At 63.1% G+C, this 16,052-nt stretch carries 16 protein-coding genes; 7 read left to right on the top strand and 9 right to left on the bottom strand.

What is annotated here, in order from left to right:
• The first annotated feature begins 14 nt into the window (after window positions 1–14).
• The gene (locus LB557_RS19510; protein WP_224642537.1) at window positions 15–995 is read left to right on the top strand and encodes a hydroxyacid dehydrogenase; all 981 of its coding nucleotides are present in this window, start codon (window positions 15–17) and stop codon (window positions 993–995) included.
• Window positions 996–1,036: 41 nt separating this feature from the next.
• Entirely contained in the window at window positions 1,037–1,426 is a 390-nt protein-coding gene (locus tag LB557_RS19505; protein WP_140661664.1) for a hypothetical protein, read from the top strand.
• A 15-nt stretch (window positions 1,427–1,441) separates the two neighbouring features.
• On the opposite strand, the gene LB557_RS19500 is transcribed toward LB557_RS19505, so the two are convergent.
• Window positions 1,442–2,740 carry an amidase gene (locus tag LB557_RS19500; protein WP_140661849.1) on the bottom strand — a complete coding sequence of 433 codons (1,299 nt, stop codon included), beginning with the start codon at window positions 2,738–2,740 and terminating at the stop codon, window positions 1,442–1,444.
• Window positions 2,741–2,855: 115 nt separating this feature from the next.
• On the opposite strand from LB557_RS19500, the gene LB557_RS19495 reads away from it, so the two are divergent.
• The gene (locus LB557_RS19495) at window positions 2,856–3,212 is read left to right on the top strand and encodes a GFA family protein (RefSeq protein WP_224642533.1); all 357 of its coding nucleotides are present in this window, start codon (window positions 2,856–2,858) and stop codon (window positions 3,210–3,212) included.
• A gap of 231 nt (window positions 3,213–3,443) precedes the next feature.
• Here the strand turns inward: LB557_RS19495 and LB557_RS19485 are convergent, their stop codons facing one another.
• From LB557_RS19485 to LB557_RS19455, 7 genes are all read right to left on the bottom strand, one after another.
• Window positions 3,444–4,547, bottom strand: a complete 1,104-nt coding sequence (locus tag LB557_RS19485; RefSeq protein ID WP_015315636.1) for an ABC transporter ATP-binding protein — start codon at window positions 4,545–4,547, stop codon at window positions 3,444–3,446.
• Entirely contained in the window at window positions 4,547–5,650 is a 1,104-nt protein-coding gene (locus LB557_RS19480) for an ABC transporter ATP-binding protein (protein ID WP_140618969.1), read from the bottom strand. Before LB557_RS19480 ends, LB557_RS19485 begins: the two co-directional genes overlap by 1 nt.
• Complete coding sequence (locus LB557_RS19475) at window positions 5,647–5,877, bottom strand: hypothetical protein (RefSeq protein WP_015315634.1); 231 nt, start codon at window positions 5,875–5,877, stop codon at window positions 5,647–5,649. The genes LB557_RS19480 and LB557_RS19475 overlap by 4 nt, the downstream gene beginning before the upstream one ends.
• Window positions 5,874–6,833, bottom strand: a complete 960-nt coding sequence (locus LB557_RS19470; RefSeq protein ID WP_140618971.1) for a carbohydrate ABC transporter permease — start codon at window positions 6,831–6,833, stop codon at window positions 5,874–5,876. Before LB557_RS19470 ends, LB557_RS19475 begins: the two co-directional genes overlap by 4 nt.
• Window position 6,834: 1 nt before the next feature.
• Entirely contained in the window at window positions 6,835–7,740 is a 906-nt protein-coding gene (locus LB557_RS19465; RefSeq protein WP_015315632.1) for a carbohydrate ABC transporter permease, read from the bottom strand.
• A 69-nt stretch (window positions 7,741–7,809) separates the two neighbouring features.
• Entirely contained in the window at window positions 7,810–9,126 is a 1,317-nt protein-coding gene (locus LB557_RS19460) for an ABC transporter substrate-binding protein (RefSeq protein ID WP_015315631.1), read from the bottom strand.
• Between the two features lie 360 nt (window positions 9,127–9,486).
• Complete coding sequence (locus tag LB557_RS19455) at window positions 9,487–10,167, bottom strand: TetR/AcrR family transcriptional regulator (RefSeq protein ID WP_140618973.1); 681 nt, start codon at window positions 10,165–10,167, stop codon at window positions 9,487–9,489.
• 139 nt (window positions 10,168–10,306) lie between these two features.
• Here LB557_RS19455 and LB557_RS19450 point away from each other — a divergent pair, with 139 nt between their 5' ends.
• The 3 genes from LB557_RS19450 to LB557_RS19440 are packed head-to-tail and all read left to right on the top strand — an operon-like array spanning window position 10,307 to window position 12,792.
• Window positions 10,307–11,503 (top strand): Tm-1-like ATP-binding domain-containing protein, encoded by a 1,197-nt coding sequence (locus LB557_RS19450; protein WP_015315629.1) that lies wholly within the window; start codon window positions 10,307–10,309, stop codon window positions 11,501–11,503.
• 9 nt (window positions 11,504–11,512) lie between these two features.
• Window positions 11,513–12,370 carry a phosphoenolpyruvate hydrolase family protein gene (locus LB557_RS19445; protein ID WP_140661660.1) on the top strand — a complete coding sequence of 286 codons (858 nt, stop codon included), beginning with the start codon at window positions 11,513–11,515 and terminating at the stop codon, window positions 12,368–12,370.
• A gap of 5 nt (window positions 12,371–12,375) precedes the next feature.
• Window positions 12,376–12,792: a cupin domain-containing protein gene (locus LB557_RS19440; protein ID WP_140661659.1), complete on the top strand. Its 417-nt coding sequence runs from the start codon at window positions 12,376–12,378 to the stop codon at window positions 12,790–12,792.
• A 67-nt stretch (window positions 12,793–12,859) separates the two neighbouring features.
• On the opposite strand, the gene LB557_RS19435 is transcribed toward LB557_RS19440, so the two are convergent.
• The gene (locus LB557_RS19435; protein ID WP_015315626.1) at window positions 12,860–14,050 is read right to left on the bottom strand and encodes a M24 family metallopeptidase; all 1,191 of its coding nucleotides are present in this window, start codon (window positions 14,048–14,050) and stop codon (window positions 12,860–12,862) included.
• A 364-nt stretch (window positions 14,051–14,414) separates the two neighbouring features.
• On the opposite strand from LB557_RS19435, the gene LB557_RS19430 reads away from it, so the two are divergent.
• The gene (locus tag LB557_RS19430; protein ID WP_224644127.1) at window positions 14,415–16,025 is read left to right on the top strand and encodes an ABC transporter substrate-binding protein; all 1,611 of its coding nucleotides are present in this window, start codon (window positions 14,415–14,417) and stop codon (window positions 16,023–16,025) included.
• Window positions 16,026–16,052 lie beyond the last annotated feature (27 nt).

Below are 16,052 nucleotides of genomic sequence, written 5' to 3'. Positions count from 1 at the left end.
CCGTGACCCAGACCGTGCCAAAGATCCTGTCGACGCATCCGCTGCACCCGCGCGCCACGGCCAAGCTGGCCGGCGCCGGCCAGCTGGTCATCGCTTCGGCACTCGACCCCGGCACATTGGCGGGGGAGGCCAAGGATGCCGACATCGTCATCGTGCGGGCGCCGCTGCCGCCGGCGCTGTTCGAGGGTGCATGGAAGCTGAGGGCCGCGATCCGCCATGGCGCCGGGCTCGACATGATCCCGATGGAAGCGGCCGCGGCGGCCGGCGTGCTCGTGGCCAACGTGCCGGCGGTCAATGCCCGCTCGGTGGCCGAGCATGTCATGTTCACCGCGCTTGCACTGCTGCGGCAGTTCCGCCGGGTCGACCGCGACCTGCGCGCCAAGGGCTGGCTGGCCGGACGCGAGCATGCCAATGCCAATATCGAACTCGCCGGCAAGACCATCGGCATCGTTGGTCTCGGCGCCGTCGGGCAGGCGGTCGGCCACATCGCCGCACACGGCTTCGACCTCAAAGTGGTGGCAACGACACGCAGCATGCAGCCGGCGCCGGAAAAGGTCGGCTTCCTGTCGATCGACGCGCTGGTCGAGCAGAGCGACATCATCGTGCTCTGCTGTCCGCTGACGCCGGAAACGCGAGGCCTGATCAGGCGCGAACGCATCGCCCGCATGAAACCCAACGCACTGCTGATCAACGTGTCGCGCGGGCCGGTCGTCGATGACGACGCGCTGATCGAGGCCTTGCGGGAGCGTCGCATCGGCGGCGCCGCGCTCGACGTGTTCTCGACGCAGCCGCTGCCGCCAAACCATCCCTATTTCGGCTTCGACAACGTCATCGTCACCCCGCATATGGCGGGGATTACCGAGGAATCGATGATGCGCATGGGTGTCGGCGCGGCTGGTGAAGCCTTGCTGGTGCTGGCGGGCAAACTGCCGATCAATCTGCGCAATCCCGAAGTGGTCGATCACTACCGGCGTCGCTTTCCGGCGCAGATATAGCATCGCGGTTTCGCCCCCAATTCTCCGCGACGTTGCGAGCCATGTCCGGTCTTCGCCTTGCAGTTCTGATTGTCGCAACTTCGTCCATCTGCACCTTGCCGGCATTCGCAGCGGCCGACAGCAGCTATGTCTATTGCGACAACGGACTACGCTGCTTCAAGGCGCCCTGCCCGTCGAACAGCGCGCTCGACCTTGCCACCGGCACCATCACCAAGGGCGTGTCGATCGACACCAGCGGATTGCCGCAGGCCGACGAGGCGATAACGGCCCAGTCCGACGTGCTTTATAGCGGAAAGATCGTGCTCAGGGGCTCGATCGAGCACCGCATCCAGACCTTCACCGGCAAGGAATACAGCCTGCCTTGGCTGGTCGCGACCCGCATCGTGCGCACCGCCAAGGACGGCGAACGCAAGCACTGTTCATCGCACTGATCCGTCATCCGCGACTCACTGCCGCCCCAGCAGCCTCTCCACCGACACGGCGATCCGCAGCAGATGCCGGTCATGGCCATTGCGCGCCACGAGCATCAGCCCCATTGGCAGCGATGGCCCCGGCATCGGCAACGAGATCGCACAAAGGTCGAACTGGTTGGCGACCTGGGTGTTGCGCAGCAGCAGGCCTTCGGTGCGGTCACGCAACTCGGCATCCTCGGCCATGGAAGCGATGGCCGGCGCCGTCACCGGTGTGGCTGGCAACGCCAGCACGTCAACCGATGCCAGCCGCTCATCCATGGCGGCGGCCAGCGCGGTACGGCGGCGGAGCGCCCTGATATAGACCGGCGTCGGCAGCAGCGCCGCCCGCGACAATGGCCCGCTGACATGCGGGTCGACCGGCACGGATGCGCCTGTCGCCAGCCAGTCGGCATGCACTTCCGCGCCCTCCATCGCCGCGATCGAACCGCGCTTGGTGGCCGCGCGCAGATCCGCGATCATGTCGTCGATCGACAGATCCGTAATGTGTGCGCCAGCCTGTTCGATCTTGCCAAGACAATACTCGAAGGCGGATCCAACCTCGCCTTCCGTGTCGCCGAAAAGAACGCCGCGCGGAATGCCGATGCGAAGCCCGGCGAGTGGAATGGCCACCAACTCCTTCGGCGCTTCGCCGGCCATCACCGCGTCGGCGGCGGCGCATATCGAGACGGTTCGGGCAAGCGGTCCGACCGAGTCCAAAGTGCCCGAAAGCGGAAAGGCGCCAGAGAGCGGGACGCGCCGTGCAGTCGGCTTGAAACCGACGACGCCGTTGAGCGCCGCCGGAATGCGGATCGAGCCGCCGGTGTCGGAGCCGATCGAGATGTCGCTCGTCCCCTCGCCCACGGACACGCCGGCGCCCGAGGACGACCCGCCTGGAATGCGGCTGGCATCAACGGCGTTGCCTGGCGTGCCGTAATGCATGTTGTCGCCGATCGCGGTGAAGGCGAACTCGGTCATGTTGGTCTTGCCGATGACGACCGCACCGGCTTGCCGAAGCCGGCTGACGATGGCGGCGTCGCGCTGTGCCGGCGCGGCGGCCTCGCGCATCAGCGACCCGGCCGTGGTCGGCTCGCCGGCGACATCGAACAGGTCCTTGATCGAGACAATGGTGCCGTCGAGCGGGCCGAGTGTCACGCCCACTCTTTTGCGGGCATCGCTGGCGTCAGCCGCGACCCGCGCCGCTTCGGCATAGAGCTTCGTGAAGACCTTCTCGTCGGCCACACGATTGGCAAGACGTGACAGGATGATTTCGAGGCGGTCGCGGATTGGTTGCATGTTGGTGTCGGACTCCGCCAGGATGGAACGTCTTGAAGGCAAGCAGCCGTGGGGACTGCCGAAGGGATAACCCGGCCAGCGTGCCTTTGCACCTGCCAGCGACAGGAAGATACTGATGCTGTACAAAGGCAGCTGCCATTGCGGCAAGGTTGCGTTCGAGGTGGAGGGGGAACTTGAGAGCGTCGTGCGCTGCAATTGCTCGATCTGCGCCCGCAAGGGTGCGCTGCTATGGGCCGTGCCACACGACAAGCTTACGCTCGTCGCCTGGGGCGATGACCTCGGCCGCTACACATTCGGCGAAACGAAGATAGCGCACCGCTTCTGTCGAACCTGCGGCATCCATCCTTTTGCCGAGGACACCAGCGAAGACGGCGCCCATCGCAATCGCTCCCTGGAAGGTCGCCACCATCAGGCCACCGGCGCTTTCAGCCTGGTCGGGCGCTGCCCGCACCAGCCAGCTCTGCAGCTCTAGCGGCACGCTTGGGATCACTGTGGGGCGAAAGGGCCAAAGGCGCTGCCGGAACCTTGCTGAAAGTCCCGGCAACTGGCGGTGAAGCGACCAAGGGCGAACTGCCACCTTGATCCTACTGGACCCAGAAAGCCAATGAGATGCATGACGACGCCTGCCTCTCGGAGACGGAATGCGTGATCCTGCTGATCAACGACACGCCTTACGAGACCTACCTGCCGAAATAGCCGCGCCCTATGACGCGTGCCGCAGGCTGACACCACTGCCCTTGTCGAACAGCACCACCTTGTCAGGATTCCAGGCAAAGCGCACCGGTTGCTCGATCGCGACATCGGTCCTGGCCGGCACCGTGGCGCGAAGCGTTGTATCGCCGACCCGCAGCGTCAGGATCTTTTCCACGCCATGGTTCTCGACGTCGTGGACACGCGCCTCGACCGGTGCGCCGCTTTCCAGATAGACATCCTCCGGACGAATGCCGAAGACGAGCGGGCGACCGTCGGTCGCCGCACTCGCCCCAGCCCCCGTAAAAATCTTGGCCGCCCCCGCGAAGGGCAGTTCGAAATTCAATGGCGCCATCACCGCGCGGCCGTTAACCAGCCTGCCGTCGATGAGGTTCATCGGCGGCGAGCCGACGAAGCTCGCCACATAGGTGTCGCGCGGATTGTTGTAGATCTCGTGCGGCGTGCCGGTCTGGATGATGCGGCCATGGTTGAGCACGCCGACCTTGTCGCCCATCGACATCGCCTCGATCTGGTCGTGGGTCACGAACAGGAAGGTGGCGCCAAGCTGTATCTGCAGGTTCTTCAATTCGGTGCGGAGCGCCTCGCGCAATTTGGCGTCGAGCGCCGACAGCGGCTCGTCCATCAGGAACACGCGCGGCTTGCGCACGATGGCACGGCCGATGGAGACGCGCTGCATCTCGCCGCCGGACAGGCGGTCGGTCTTGCGATCGAGCAGATGCTCGATCCGCAGCGTGCGGGCGGCGCGGTCGACGCGGTCCTTGATCTCGGCATCCGGCAGCCGGCGGATCTTCGGCTTCAGCGGAAATTCGAGGTTTTCGCGCACCGTGTAGCGCGGGTAGAGCGAATATTGCTGCAGCACCAGCGCCACGTCGCGCTCGGCCGCACCCCAGTCGGCGACGTCGACGCCGTCGATGAAGACCTGCCCCTCGCTCGGCTTCTCCAGGCCGGCGATCAGCCGCAGCGTCGTCGTCTTGCCGGCGCCCGTCTCGCCGAGCAGGACAAAGAATTCGCCATCGGCGATGTCGAGGTCGAGCCCGGTCAAGGCCGTGTGGTTGCCGAAAGTCTTGGAGATGTTCTTGAGCTGGATATGGGCCATCAGAGCCTCACCTCAAGCGACTTGCCGCTTGCCTTGTCGAAGAAATGCGCCTGGGTCGGATCGATTCGGGCAAACACCTTCTCGCCCGGTCCGGCAACGAAGCCGCTCTTGGTGCGGGCCCGCAGCATTTTCGAGCCAACCTTGAGGTCGACGATGTCGAAGGAGCCGAGCGGTTCGACGATCTGCGTCTCGACGGCCATGAAGCCATCGGCCGCGTCACGACGAATGAGGACGCCTTCCGGCCGGATGCCAAGTGCGAGTTGGCCGCTAGCGTGGCCGTTGAGTTTCGACAGCAGCGCCCGCGGAAACTCGAAGCCGGAAGCCGCGCCACCAACGGTGACCGAGGCCGATGACGTTGTTTCGGCAACCGCCGCGTCGGCGACATTCATCACCGGACTGCCGACGAATTGGGCCACGAACAGATTGGCCGGCCGCGAATAGACCTCGTCGGGCGTTCCCACCTGCTGCAGCACGCCCTCATGCATGATGACGATACGGTCGGCGAGGCTCATCGCCTCGATCTGGTCGTGCGTGACATAGATGGTGGTCGAGCCCTGCTTGATATGCAGCCGCTTGATCTCGGCCCGCATCTCCTCGCGCAATTTGGCGTCGAGCGCGCCGATCGGCTCATCCATCAGCATCGCCTTCGGCCGCCGCACCAGCGCCCGGCCGATCGCAACGCGCTGCATGTCGCCGCCCGAAAGCGCCGACGGCTTCTTCGCCAGCAGATCCGTTATCTGCAGCGTCTTGGCGACCGAGCGCACTTCCTGGTCGATCTCGCTTTTGCTCTTGCGCGTGGCGCGCAACGGAAAGGCGATGTTCTCGTAGACGCTCATATGCGGGTAGAGCGAGAATGACTGGAACACCATGGCGATGTCGCGGTCGGCTGCCTTCAGATGCTGGACCGGCTTGCCGTCGATGAGGATGTCGCCCTCGTCGATGGTTTCCAGTCCGGCGATGGCGCGCAACGTCGTCGTCTTGCCGCAACCGGACTGGCCGAGCAGGACGATGAACTCATTGTCCGCGATCTTGAGGTTGAGATCCTTGATGACCTGGACGGCACCAAAGAATTTCTGGACGCCGCGAAGCTCGATCTGGGTCAATGCTGTGCTCCCGGATTTCGCGCGTCCCCGGCATGACCGGTGCCGGCCTGTTCCTCGGGTGCGATCTTCGAGGTGATGTTGAAGCCGATCAGCCCGATCAGGATGATGGTCAGGCCGTAGGTGTGCAGGGTCATGTTCCAGGGCTGGCAGAGGGCCACGATGCCGAGCACCATGAGGATCTGCGAACCCGGTTCCAGATATTTCTGATTGATGGCGCGAAAGCTCATTTGCGGATCGCTCCGAAGGACATGCCGCGCAACAGATGGTTGCGGAGCAGGAAGGTGAAGATGGCGACCGGCAGCAGGAACAGGAAGGTGCCGGCGGCGATCACAGTCCAGTCCGGCAGGCCCGAGCCGACCTGGCTCGGGATGAAGGGCGGCGCCGTCTGGGCGCGGCGGTTGGTCATGATCAGCGCGAAGGCGTATTCGTTCCACGCCGTGATGAAGCAGAAGACAGCGGTGGCGGCGATGCCGGTGGCGGCCTCCGGCAGCACGATCTTGAAGAAGGCTTCCATGCGTGTGTAGCCGTCGACCAGTGCCGCCTCCTCATATTCCTTCGGGATTTCATCCATGAAACCCTTCATCAGCCACACCGAGAAGGACAGGTTGAAGGCGGTGTAGAGAATGATCAGCCCGACGTGGGTATCGTTGAGGCCGACCGCGCGGTACATCAGGAACATCGGGATCGCGACCACCACCGGTGGCAGCATGCGTGTCGACAGGATGAAAAAGAGCAGGTCCGCCTCCCCCTTCACCCTGAAGCGCGAGAAGCCATAGGCGGTGAACGTGCCCATGCCGACGGCCAGCACCGTCGAGGTGATGGCGATGATCAGCGAGTTCAGGAAGCGGCTCGGATAGCCCGACCACTGCACCTGGCCCTTGCCGTCGCGCACGATCTTTTCGCCACCGTCGAAGACGACGCGCTCCCACCATGGGGCCGCCGCGTACTCTTCCGGCGACGGCGGACTGCGCAATTGAGAGCGCTTGGTGAACAGCTTCACGAACGGCGATATCTCCGGCTGGAAGACAACGGTCGGCGGAATCGTAGTGGCAAGATTGCGCGGCTTGAACGCTGTCGAGGCGATCCAGTAGATCGGCGCCAGGAAGATGATCGTCACCAGCAGCACGGCGACTATGGCGACGCGGTTGAAGGTGATTTCGGAAGAAGTGCGGACGGCGGCCATCTCAGCGCTCCTTCACCTTGTTGAGATATTTGACGTAGATGTTGGTGATCGCCAGCACCATGATCAGCACGATGTAGGCCATCGCACAGGAGCGCCCGGTCTGCCATTCCTGGAACGCCATCTTGTAGAGCCGGATCGAGATCAGCTCCGCCGTCGGTTGGCTGGTCAGGATGTAGGCGAGATCGAAGGTCTTGAAGGCTTCCATGGTGCGGAAGATGACGGCGATCATCAGGATCGGCGCGACCAGCGGCAGGGTGATGCGGAAGAAGGTGTAGAACGGCCCGGCGCGGTCGATCGCGGCGGCCTCATAGAGATGCTTCGGCACCGCCGACAGCCCGGCCAGCGACAGCAGCATGACGAAGGGCGACCACATCCAGATGTCGGTCAACGCAACGGCGTAGAGCGCCATCTTGGGGTCGGCCAGCCACTCGAAATTGCCGAGCCCGAGCGCATAGTTGATAACCCCCCATGACGGATCGTAAAGCAGTTTCCAGAACAGCCCGACCACCGCCATCGACAGCATCATCGGCAGCAGCAGCAGCGTGGTGATAAGACCCTTGAGCGGAATGTCCCGGTTGAGCAGCATCGCCACGCCGAAGCCGACAAGCAGCTGTCCGACGACCGAGACAATCACGTATTTCGCCGTGATGGCGAAGTTCGACCAGACATAGGGGTCGTTGAGCAGGTCGCGATAATTCTGCAGCCCGACGAAATTCGCCGGCGCATTGGTCGACGCGCGGAAGTCGGTGAAGGAATAGCCGAGCGAATAGATCAGCGGAAAAATGTTGAAGACGATCAGGAACAGAACCGTCGGGATGATGAAGAGATTGCGGATGGAGATATCGCTTAGGCCGCGTGCCGCGGCGCGCGAGGATCTGTCGAGGGTGGTGATCATCGTGGTCGCCAAGACCCTGCTCCCGGTTCAAGAAAAAGAAACGGAGGAGGCGACACCGCCCCCTCCGCGGGACATGAAGGATTATTGGACGCGGCCGTATTTCTTGAAGGTCGCGTTCCAGTCTCCAGCCAATGCGTCCAGCGTTTCCTTGGCGGTGCCGCTGCCGCCGATCATGTAGGGGTAGACGCGCTGGTTGAGCTGCTGCAGCAGTTCTGCGTATTCCGGCACTGCCCAGAAATCCTTCACCTTGAACATGGTCTCGTAGAAGGCCTTGTTGTAGGGCGTGGCGTTCTGGAACTCAGGCGACTTGAGCACCGCCTGGCTGCAGGTATAGCCGCCAAGGGCCGCCCACTTCTTCTGGGTCTCGTCCTTGATGAACCATTCGAGGAACTTCATCGCCTCGTCCTGCTTCTTCGAGTACGAGATGACGGAGATGCCTTGCCCGCCGAGTGCGGCGAACTGGTCGCCATTTGGGCCGGGAGGGTTGGCGAAGAAGCCGGTGTTCTTGGCATTCGGGTTCGACGCTTCGTTGATCAGCGAGGGGAAGAACGCGAAGAAGTTCATGCTCATCGCGGCCAGGTTTTCCGTGATTGCCTGGTTGTCCTCGACGAAGAACGATTTGGCCCAGCCCGGAGGCGTGAACTTGTAGAGCTCCTTGTAAGCATCGAGCGCGGCCACCGCCTTGTCGGAGTTGATGTGACCGTCGACCTTGTAGGTCGTGTAATCGCCCAGCTCACCGCCATAGGAGAACAGCGCGTTCTCAAAGCCCATCGCCATCGCGTCGTAGGAATTGTCGGTGTAGATGGCGATGCCGTATCTCTTCTGATCCGGCCGGTGGAAGAACTCGGCGATGTCGCGCAGCGCCTTGAAATCCTTCGGCACGTCGAGGTCGTAGCCGTATTTGGCTTTGAAGGCTTCCTTTTCCTTGGGATCCTCGAACCAATCCTTGCGATAGGACCAGCCGACGGCGTCGCCCTCAAGCGGGATCGCCCAGTATTTGCCGCTGTTGCCGGGATACTCGGCATAATATTTCACCGTCGCCGGTGCCATGACGTTGCCGAGATCATGCTTCTTGAAGAAGTCGGTCAGGTCGACGTAGTGGCCGCCGGTCGAGCCGGCGCCGAGCCACTGCGAGTCGCCGACGACCAGGTCATAGGCGTCGCCATGGGCGTTGAACTCGGTAAAGGCCTTGGTCTGGAAGTCGGACCAGGGCGTGGTCTCCACCGTGATCTTGACGCCGGTTTCCTTCTCGTACTCGTTGCCGAGTTCCTGCAGGTAATTGGCCGGATCCCATTCCGCCCAGAAGATGGTGAGCGACTTTTCCTGCGCGTAGACGGACGTTCCGCAGGCAAGCGTTAAGCCGATACCAGCAAGCATGCTGGTCACTAACTTGCGCATAATGATTTCCTCCCTTGTGCGCATTCTACCTTGTCGTACGAGCCAGCGACGGAGCCGGCCCTGGTAGTTCCTCCCGTGGTCGCGCTTTTCCGAATTCGGAGCCTCCTCGCTCTGTCCGGAAATGGATCGCAGCCCTCACTTTCGATCCGCTTATCTTCCTTGATCTGGTATTACCAATCCTGCGGCGACGTCAAGCCCTTTCTTGAAAGCCGGCATGGGCCGTTACTGTCGAATTAAAGCTTTATCTGCCTGTTTTCCCATGATTTTCCTACTCAATGATATACATTGACCTTGCCCTATGATCGCATTTTGGGCTAGGATCAGCGGTATGCAGGCAAATCTGGTCGAACCAGATTGGGGCTATTTCGCCGCTCCTGAAGCGGACTCATCACCACCATAAGCCGACTCCGCGATTGCCGTGCGCACCAGCGCACTCGCCGCCCATTGCGCCACCGACATCATCCGGCGGCTGTCCAGCCCCCATATATCCTTGAGCACGATCAGCACCTCCACGCCGAAGATCAGCGACAGAGCCTGCGCCAGCCGCTTGAAGTCGCGCGGCGGCAAGCGGCCCTTGAGCGGCGTCAGCGCCTCCTTCAGCAATTCGACGCGATGGCCGCGCGTGAAGGCCGGCTCTCCGCCCAGCGTGCCCGCCTGGCGCCGCGCCCATTGATCGAGCGACAGCTTCAACGCAGCCTTGAACGTCGCCTCGAAAGCCTCGATGCGGGGCATGGCCGTATCGAACAGTTCGGCGACGCGGCGCTCGGCATCGGCGGCGGTGGACTTCCAGGTCAAGATTGGCCCCAGCCCCTCGTCGACGACGGCCTGCACCAGGGCTGCCTGGCTGGGGAAGTAACGGTAGGCCGTGGCCCGGGAGACCTCGGCTGCCTCCGCCACCTCGCTGACCGAAGGCGTCCCACCCGCCTGCATCAGCCGCGTGGCCGTCTCCAGCATCAGCCGCTTTGTCCGCGCCCGCGGTCCGCGCTCTGCTCTCTCCCCGGCGTTGTCGTCCGTTGCGGGTTGTTGACGTGAGACATCCATGCCAATACGATACGCGCGTCTCAAAAATTTGCAATGGCAGCCCTTTTCCTGGAGTGGCCACGTTGACGCTCTACGGCGCACAAAGCTTTCATCTGATGAACATCACCACCTTCGAACCAACCAGCAGAGGGAGGCGCGGATGAAGCGCATCCATGTGGTGGGCACCGCCGACACCAAGGGCGAGGAACTCGCATTCCTGGCCGATGCGATCGCCGCGACGGGTGCCGTCGTCTGCCGTGTCGATGTCGGCACGCGAGGCGCGACCGTGCCGGTCGACGTCTCGGCTGAAGAGGTCGCCGCCCATCATCCCGATGGCCGCGGTGCGGTGCTCGGCATCGACGACCGCGGCAGATCGGTTGCGGCAATGGCTGGGGCCTTCACGCGCTTTGTCCAGTCCCGCGACGACATATCGGGCATCATCGGCATTGGCGGCGGCGGGGGCACCTCGATCATCACAGCGGGCATGCGCGCGCTGCCGCTCGGTCTGCCCAAGCTCATGGTCTCCACGCTGGCCTCGGGCGACACCGCCCCCTATGTGGACGTGTCCGACATCATCATGATGCCATCGGTGACCGACATGGCCGGCCTCAACCGGCTGTCTCGTGTCGTGCTGCACAACGCCGCCCAGGCGATAGCGGGCATGGCGGTCAATCCGGCGCCTGCGGCGGACGGCAAGGCCTCGATCGGCCTCACCATGTTCGGCGTCACCACGCCTTGCGTGACGGCAATCGCTGAACACCTCCGCTCGACTTATGATTGCATGGTCTTCCATGCCACTGGCACCGGCGGCCGCAGCATGGAGAAGCTGGCCGACAGCGGCCTGCTGTCGGGTGTCATCGACATCACCACGACCGAGGTCTGCGACCTGCTGTTCGGCGGCGTGCTGCCGGCGACCCAGGATCGTTTCGGTGCCATTGCCCGCACCAAGCTACCCTATGTCGGCTCGGTCGGCGCGCTCGACATGGTCAATTTCTGGGCGCCATCGACCATTCCGGAGCATTATCGTGGCCGGCTGTTCTACGAGCACAATCCGAACGTCACGCTGATGCGCACGACCGCGCGGGAATGCCGCGCGATCGGCGAATGGATCGGCACAAGGCTCGCCCATTGCGAAGGCCCGGTGCATTTCCTGATCCCGGAAAAAGGCGTTTCCGCGCTCGACATCGAAGGCGGCGCCTTCTTCGATCCGGAAGCCGACGCAGCTCTGTTCGAAGCCGTCGAGCGCACCATCAGGCCGGGTGCGACGCGCCGCGTCACCCGCCTGCCGCTGCACATCAACGATCCGGACTTTGCCAAGGCGGCGGTCGCGGCCTTTCTCGACATCGCCAGACAGTGAGACCCAGACATGCCAGCCATACCGCGCAAGGACATACTGAAAAAGTTCCGGGGAATGATCGACAAAGGCGTGCCGATCGTCGGTGGCGGCGCCGGCACCGGCCTGTCGGCCAAGGCCGAGGAGGCCGGCGGCATCGACCTCATCATCATCTACAATTCCGGCCGCTACCGCATGGCTGGCCGCGGCTCGGCCGCTGGCCTGCTCGCCTATGGCAACGCCAACGAGATCGTCAAGGAGATGGCCTATGAGGTGCTGCCGGTGGTCAAGAAGACGCCGGTACTGGCCGGCGTCAACGGCACCGATCCCTTCGTCATCATGCCGCTGCTGCTGGCGGAACTGAAGACGATGGGCTTTTCCGGCGTTCAGAACTTTCCCACCATCGGCCTGTTCGACGGCCAGATGCGGCAGAGTTTCGAAGAGACCGGCATGGGCTTCGGCCTAGAGGTGGACATGATCGCCGAGGCACACAAGCTCGACCTCCTGACCACGCCCTATGTCTTCAACCCCGAAGAAGCACGCGCCATGACCAAGGCGGGCGCCGATGTCGTCGTCGCCCATATGGGCGTGACTACCGGCGGCTCGATCGGCGCCACCTCGGCCAAGTCGCTCGACGACTGCGTCATTGCCATCGACGCCATTGCCGAGGCGGCGCGCTCGGTGCGCAAGGATGTCATCCTGCTTTGCCATGGCGGCCCGATCTCGATGCCCGATGACGCCCGCTACATCCTCTCCCACGCCAAGGGCCTGCACGGCTTTTATGGCGCGAGCTCGATGGAACGGCTGCCGGCGGAAGCCGCGATCGCCAGGCAGACGGTGGATTTCAAGGCGGTGACGCTCGGCGCCGCCGCAAAGAACAAGAAGGGATGAGAGAGATGACCGACAGGAGCAAGGTGTTTGTCTACCCGAAGGACGTCAGCGCCTTCGGCTTCGACTGGGGAAAACTGTCTTTGACGGTGGCACCTGAAGTAAACGGCGCGACCCGCTTTTCCGGCGGCGTCGTCGACCTGCCCTCAGGCAAGGGCCATACCCGCCACAACCATCCGGGCGCGGAAGAGATCATCTTCGTCATCTCGGGCCATGGCGAGCAGATGGTCGAGGATGAGAAGGGCAATCCAGTGGTGGAGAAGGTCGGCCCCGGCTGCACCATTTACGTGCCGGAAAGCCGCTTCCATTCGACGCTCAACACCGGCGACGGGCCCATGCAGCTGTTCGTCGTCTATTCGCCGGCCGGGCCGGAACTGGGCCTGCGCGAACTGCCGGATTTCAGGCTGATCCCGCCAGGCAGTTGATCAATCTATTCTGCTAGAGGCAGCGCCGCCCCGAAGGGCGGATGAGGGGCAGCGCCTGCCTCCAAAATTAGGCCGTCCCACCCCTATTCCATCCCCGGCCCCGATCGCCAAACATCACGTACCCGCTCTCGGTCACCGCCAGCGTATCCTCCAGCTTGATGAAGCCGCGCGTCGGGTGAAGCATGGTGGTCTCCACCGACAGCACCATGTTTTTCTCCAGCGGCTTGGCCGCATAGGTGCCTTCATAAGTCACTGGGTGGTTGGTCATCAGGAACGGCGCCTCGTGCGTGATCAGGCCCATGCCGTGGGCGAAGAAATCCGTATAGGGCGCGACCTTGGATGTCTTCAGCACACTCTCCGCATGAGAAATCATGTCACCGCCAAGCGTGCCCGCCTTCACCTTCGAGAAGGCCGCCTGCTGCACCGTCTCGACCTCGGCCAGCAGATCCTCGAGCTCGGCATCGGGTTCGCCCAAAATGCCCATCCTGCAGAGATCGCCAATATAACCGTGATAATTGCCGCCGGAATCGATCGACAGCACCTCGCCCTTCTTCCACGCTTGCGGGGAGGTGGCGCGATTGTGGCTGGAGCCCAGCGTGAGCAGGCAATATTCGAAATGCGCACCGCGATTGGTCTCTTCGCGCCTGATCTGCTCGATCATCTCGGCCTTGGTCGTGCCCTCGCGCGCCCAGGCGATGGTCGCCAGCATGGAATCGGTGATCAGCTCGGAGGCCGTGCGCAGCTTCTCCAACTCCGCGTCGGTCTTGATGGCTCGCATGCGTTCCAGCATGTCGGTCGCATCGATCAGCTTCGCGTCGGGCAATGCCTTGCGGATCAGCGCATAGGCGTCCGACGGCAGGAAACCGGGCTCGATACCGATGCGGGCATCGCCTTTGCCGATCTTCCTGACATGCTCGACGGCAAGATTGGCGGCGTCGAGGGTGCCCCAGCAGGCGGCATGCAGCGTCGGCGTCCAGAACGGGTGGTTCTGGTGCTCGCCGCCTTCCATGCGATTGCCGATATAGGCAGCATGATCCGGACCGCCCTTCTCGTAGACCACGATCGGCAAATAGCGGCTGTGGCCGATCGCATCCATGGCGGCGAAGAAGATGAACTTGTAGCCGCCCAGCAGATATTGCGTGTTGTGCTTGGAGGTCGCGAGCAGCACGTCGATGCCGGCCTCCTCCATCAGCCGGTCGACCCTGGCCTGCTCGAACGGGATATTGCTGACGGCACTCTTGCCCGGCGCAATGTTCATCACTCTCTCCCTGAATTGCCCGGGATCGGCGCTGTTTCGCACCCGATCCGCCGGCTCGGTCAAATCTGCACCATTTTTCTCGCTCTGGTCCAGCCAGAATGTTTACGAACACAGCGCCAGGGCGGTCACCAAAGCGTCATTTGTTCACATATCCGGAAATCTGGTCCTACCAGCCAACCGAATTGACTGGACTTGTGCTAAACTGGTCCAGCGGACGGAAATTTCAAAGCCAAGCAAGGATGCGCCAATTCCGTCTCTGGCGAAACCCTCGGCAAGGCCCATAATCCCGCCGCAAGGATGCCGATGCGCGCGCCGGCGTTCGAGGCCGCGCCCGGTCGGGTGGAGGAGAGGACGGAGTTCAATCATGTCAGGTTTCACCATTTCCAGACGCACCATGCTTACCGGGTCGGCAATGCTGCTGGCCACCACCGCCATGCCGGCCCTGGGCTGGACGCAGACGCCAAAGAAGGGCGGACGGCTCGTGCTTGCCGCCGATTCCGAGCCGCGCAATCTCAACCCGGCGATCGTCGCCTCCAACGGCGTTTTCTTCATCTCCAGCAAGATCGTCGAGACGCTGGCCGAAGCCTCCTTCGACGGCAAGGACGGGCTCGCGCCTCGGCTGGCGGTGAGCTGGGAAGGTGCCGCCGACGGTCTCTCGGCGACCTTCAAGCTGCGCGAAGGAGTCAAATGGCATGACGGCAAGCCGTTCACCTCGGCCGACGTCGCCTTCTCGGCGCTGCAGATATGGAAGCCGCTGCAGAATCTCGGCCGCACCGTGTTCAAGGACCTCAGCACGGTCGACACGCCAGACGATCTGACCGCCGTGTTCAAATTCGCCAAGCCGACGCCGTTCCAGCTGATCCGCAACGCCTTGCCGGCGCTGTCGAGCGTGGTGCCGAAGCACATCTACGAAGTCGGCAAGATCGAGGACAACCCCGCCAACAACGCACCGATCGGTACGGGTCCGTTCAAGTTCGGCGAGTATAAGGCCGGCCAGTACTACCGGCTGACGAAGAACGCCGACTACTGGGGCAAGGACGAGCCCTATCTTGACGAGATCATCTATCAGGTCCTGCCCGACCGTACCTCGGCCGCCGCCGCGCTGGAGGCCGAGGAAATCCAACTCGCGGCTTTCTCGGCCGTGCCGCTGGCCGATCTCGACCGCATCTCCAAGGTTCCCGGCCTGAAGGTCATCACCAAGGGCTATGAAGGTCTGACCTACCAGCTCGTGGTCGAGATCAACCATCGCCGCAAGGAATTGGCCGACCTCAAGGTGCGCCAGGCCATCGCGCACGCCATCGACAAGGACTTCGTCGTCAAGACAGTGTTCCTCGGCTACGCCGCCACGGCCACCGGCCCGGTGCCGAAGAACGATCCGCAATTCTACACCGCCGACGTGCCGATCTATGCCTTCGACGTCGCCAAGGCCAACGCGCTGCTCGACGAAGCTGGTTATAAGAAAGGCGCCGACGGCAACCGCTTCTCGCTCAGGCTCTTGCCTGCCCCCTATTTCAATGAGACGAAACAGTTCGGCGACTACCTGCGCCAGGCGCTCGCGGCAATAGGCATCGACGCGCAGCTGGTCAACAACGACTCGGCCGCCCACATCAAGGCGGTCTATACCGACCACGCCTTCGACCTTGCGGTCGGTCCGCCGGTTTTCCGCGGCGACCCGGCGATCTCGACCACCATCCTGGTGCAGAGCGGCATTCCCGATGGCGTGCCGTTTTCCAATCAGGGCGGCTACAAGAATGACGCGCTCGACGCCCTGATCACCAAGGCCTCCGAAACGCTCGACACCACGGCGCGCACCGACCTCTACAAGGAGTTCCAGAAACAGGTCGCGGCCGACCTGCCGCTGATCAACGTCGCCGAATGGAGTTTTATCAGCGTCGCCAGTGACAAGGTCGGCAACATCGCCAACAACCCGCGCTGGGCGGTCTCGAACTGGGCGGACACATATTTGGAATCGTGACACACTCACGCGGATGAGAATTCGCGA

Source organism: Mesorhizobium sp. BR115XR7A (assembly GCF_020165315.1).
In the GTDB taxonomy this organism is placed as follows: Bacteria; Pseudomonadota; Alphaproteobacteria; order Rhizobiales; family Rhizobiaceae; genus Mesorhizobium; species Mesorhizobium australicum.
This window is presented reverse-complemented; position numbering and strand designations above follow the sequence as displayed.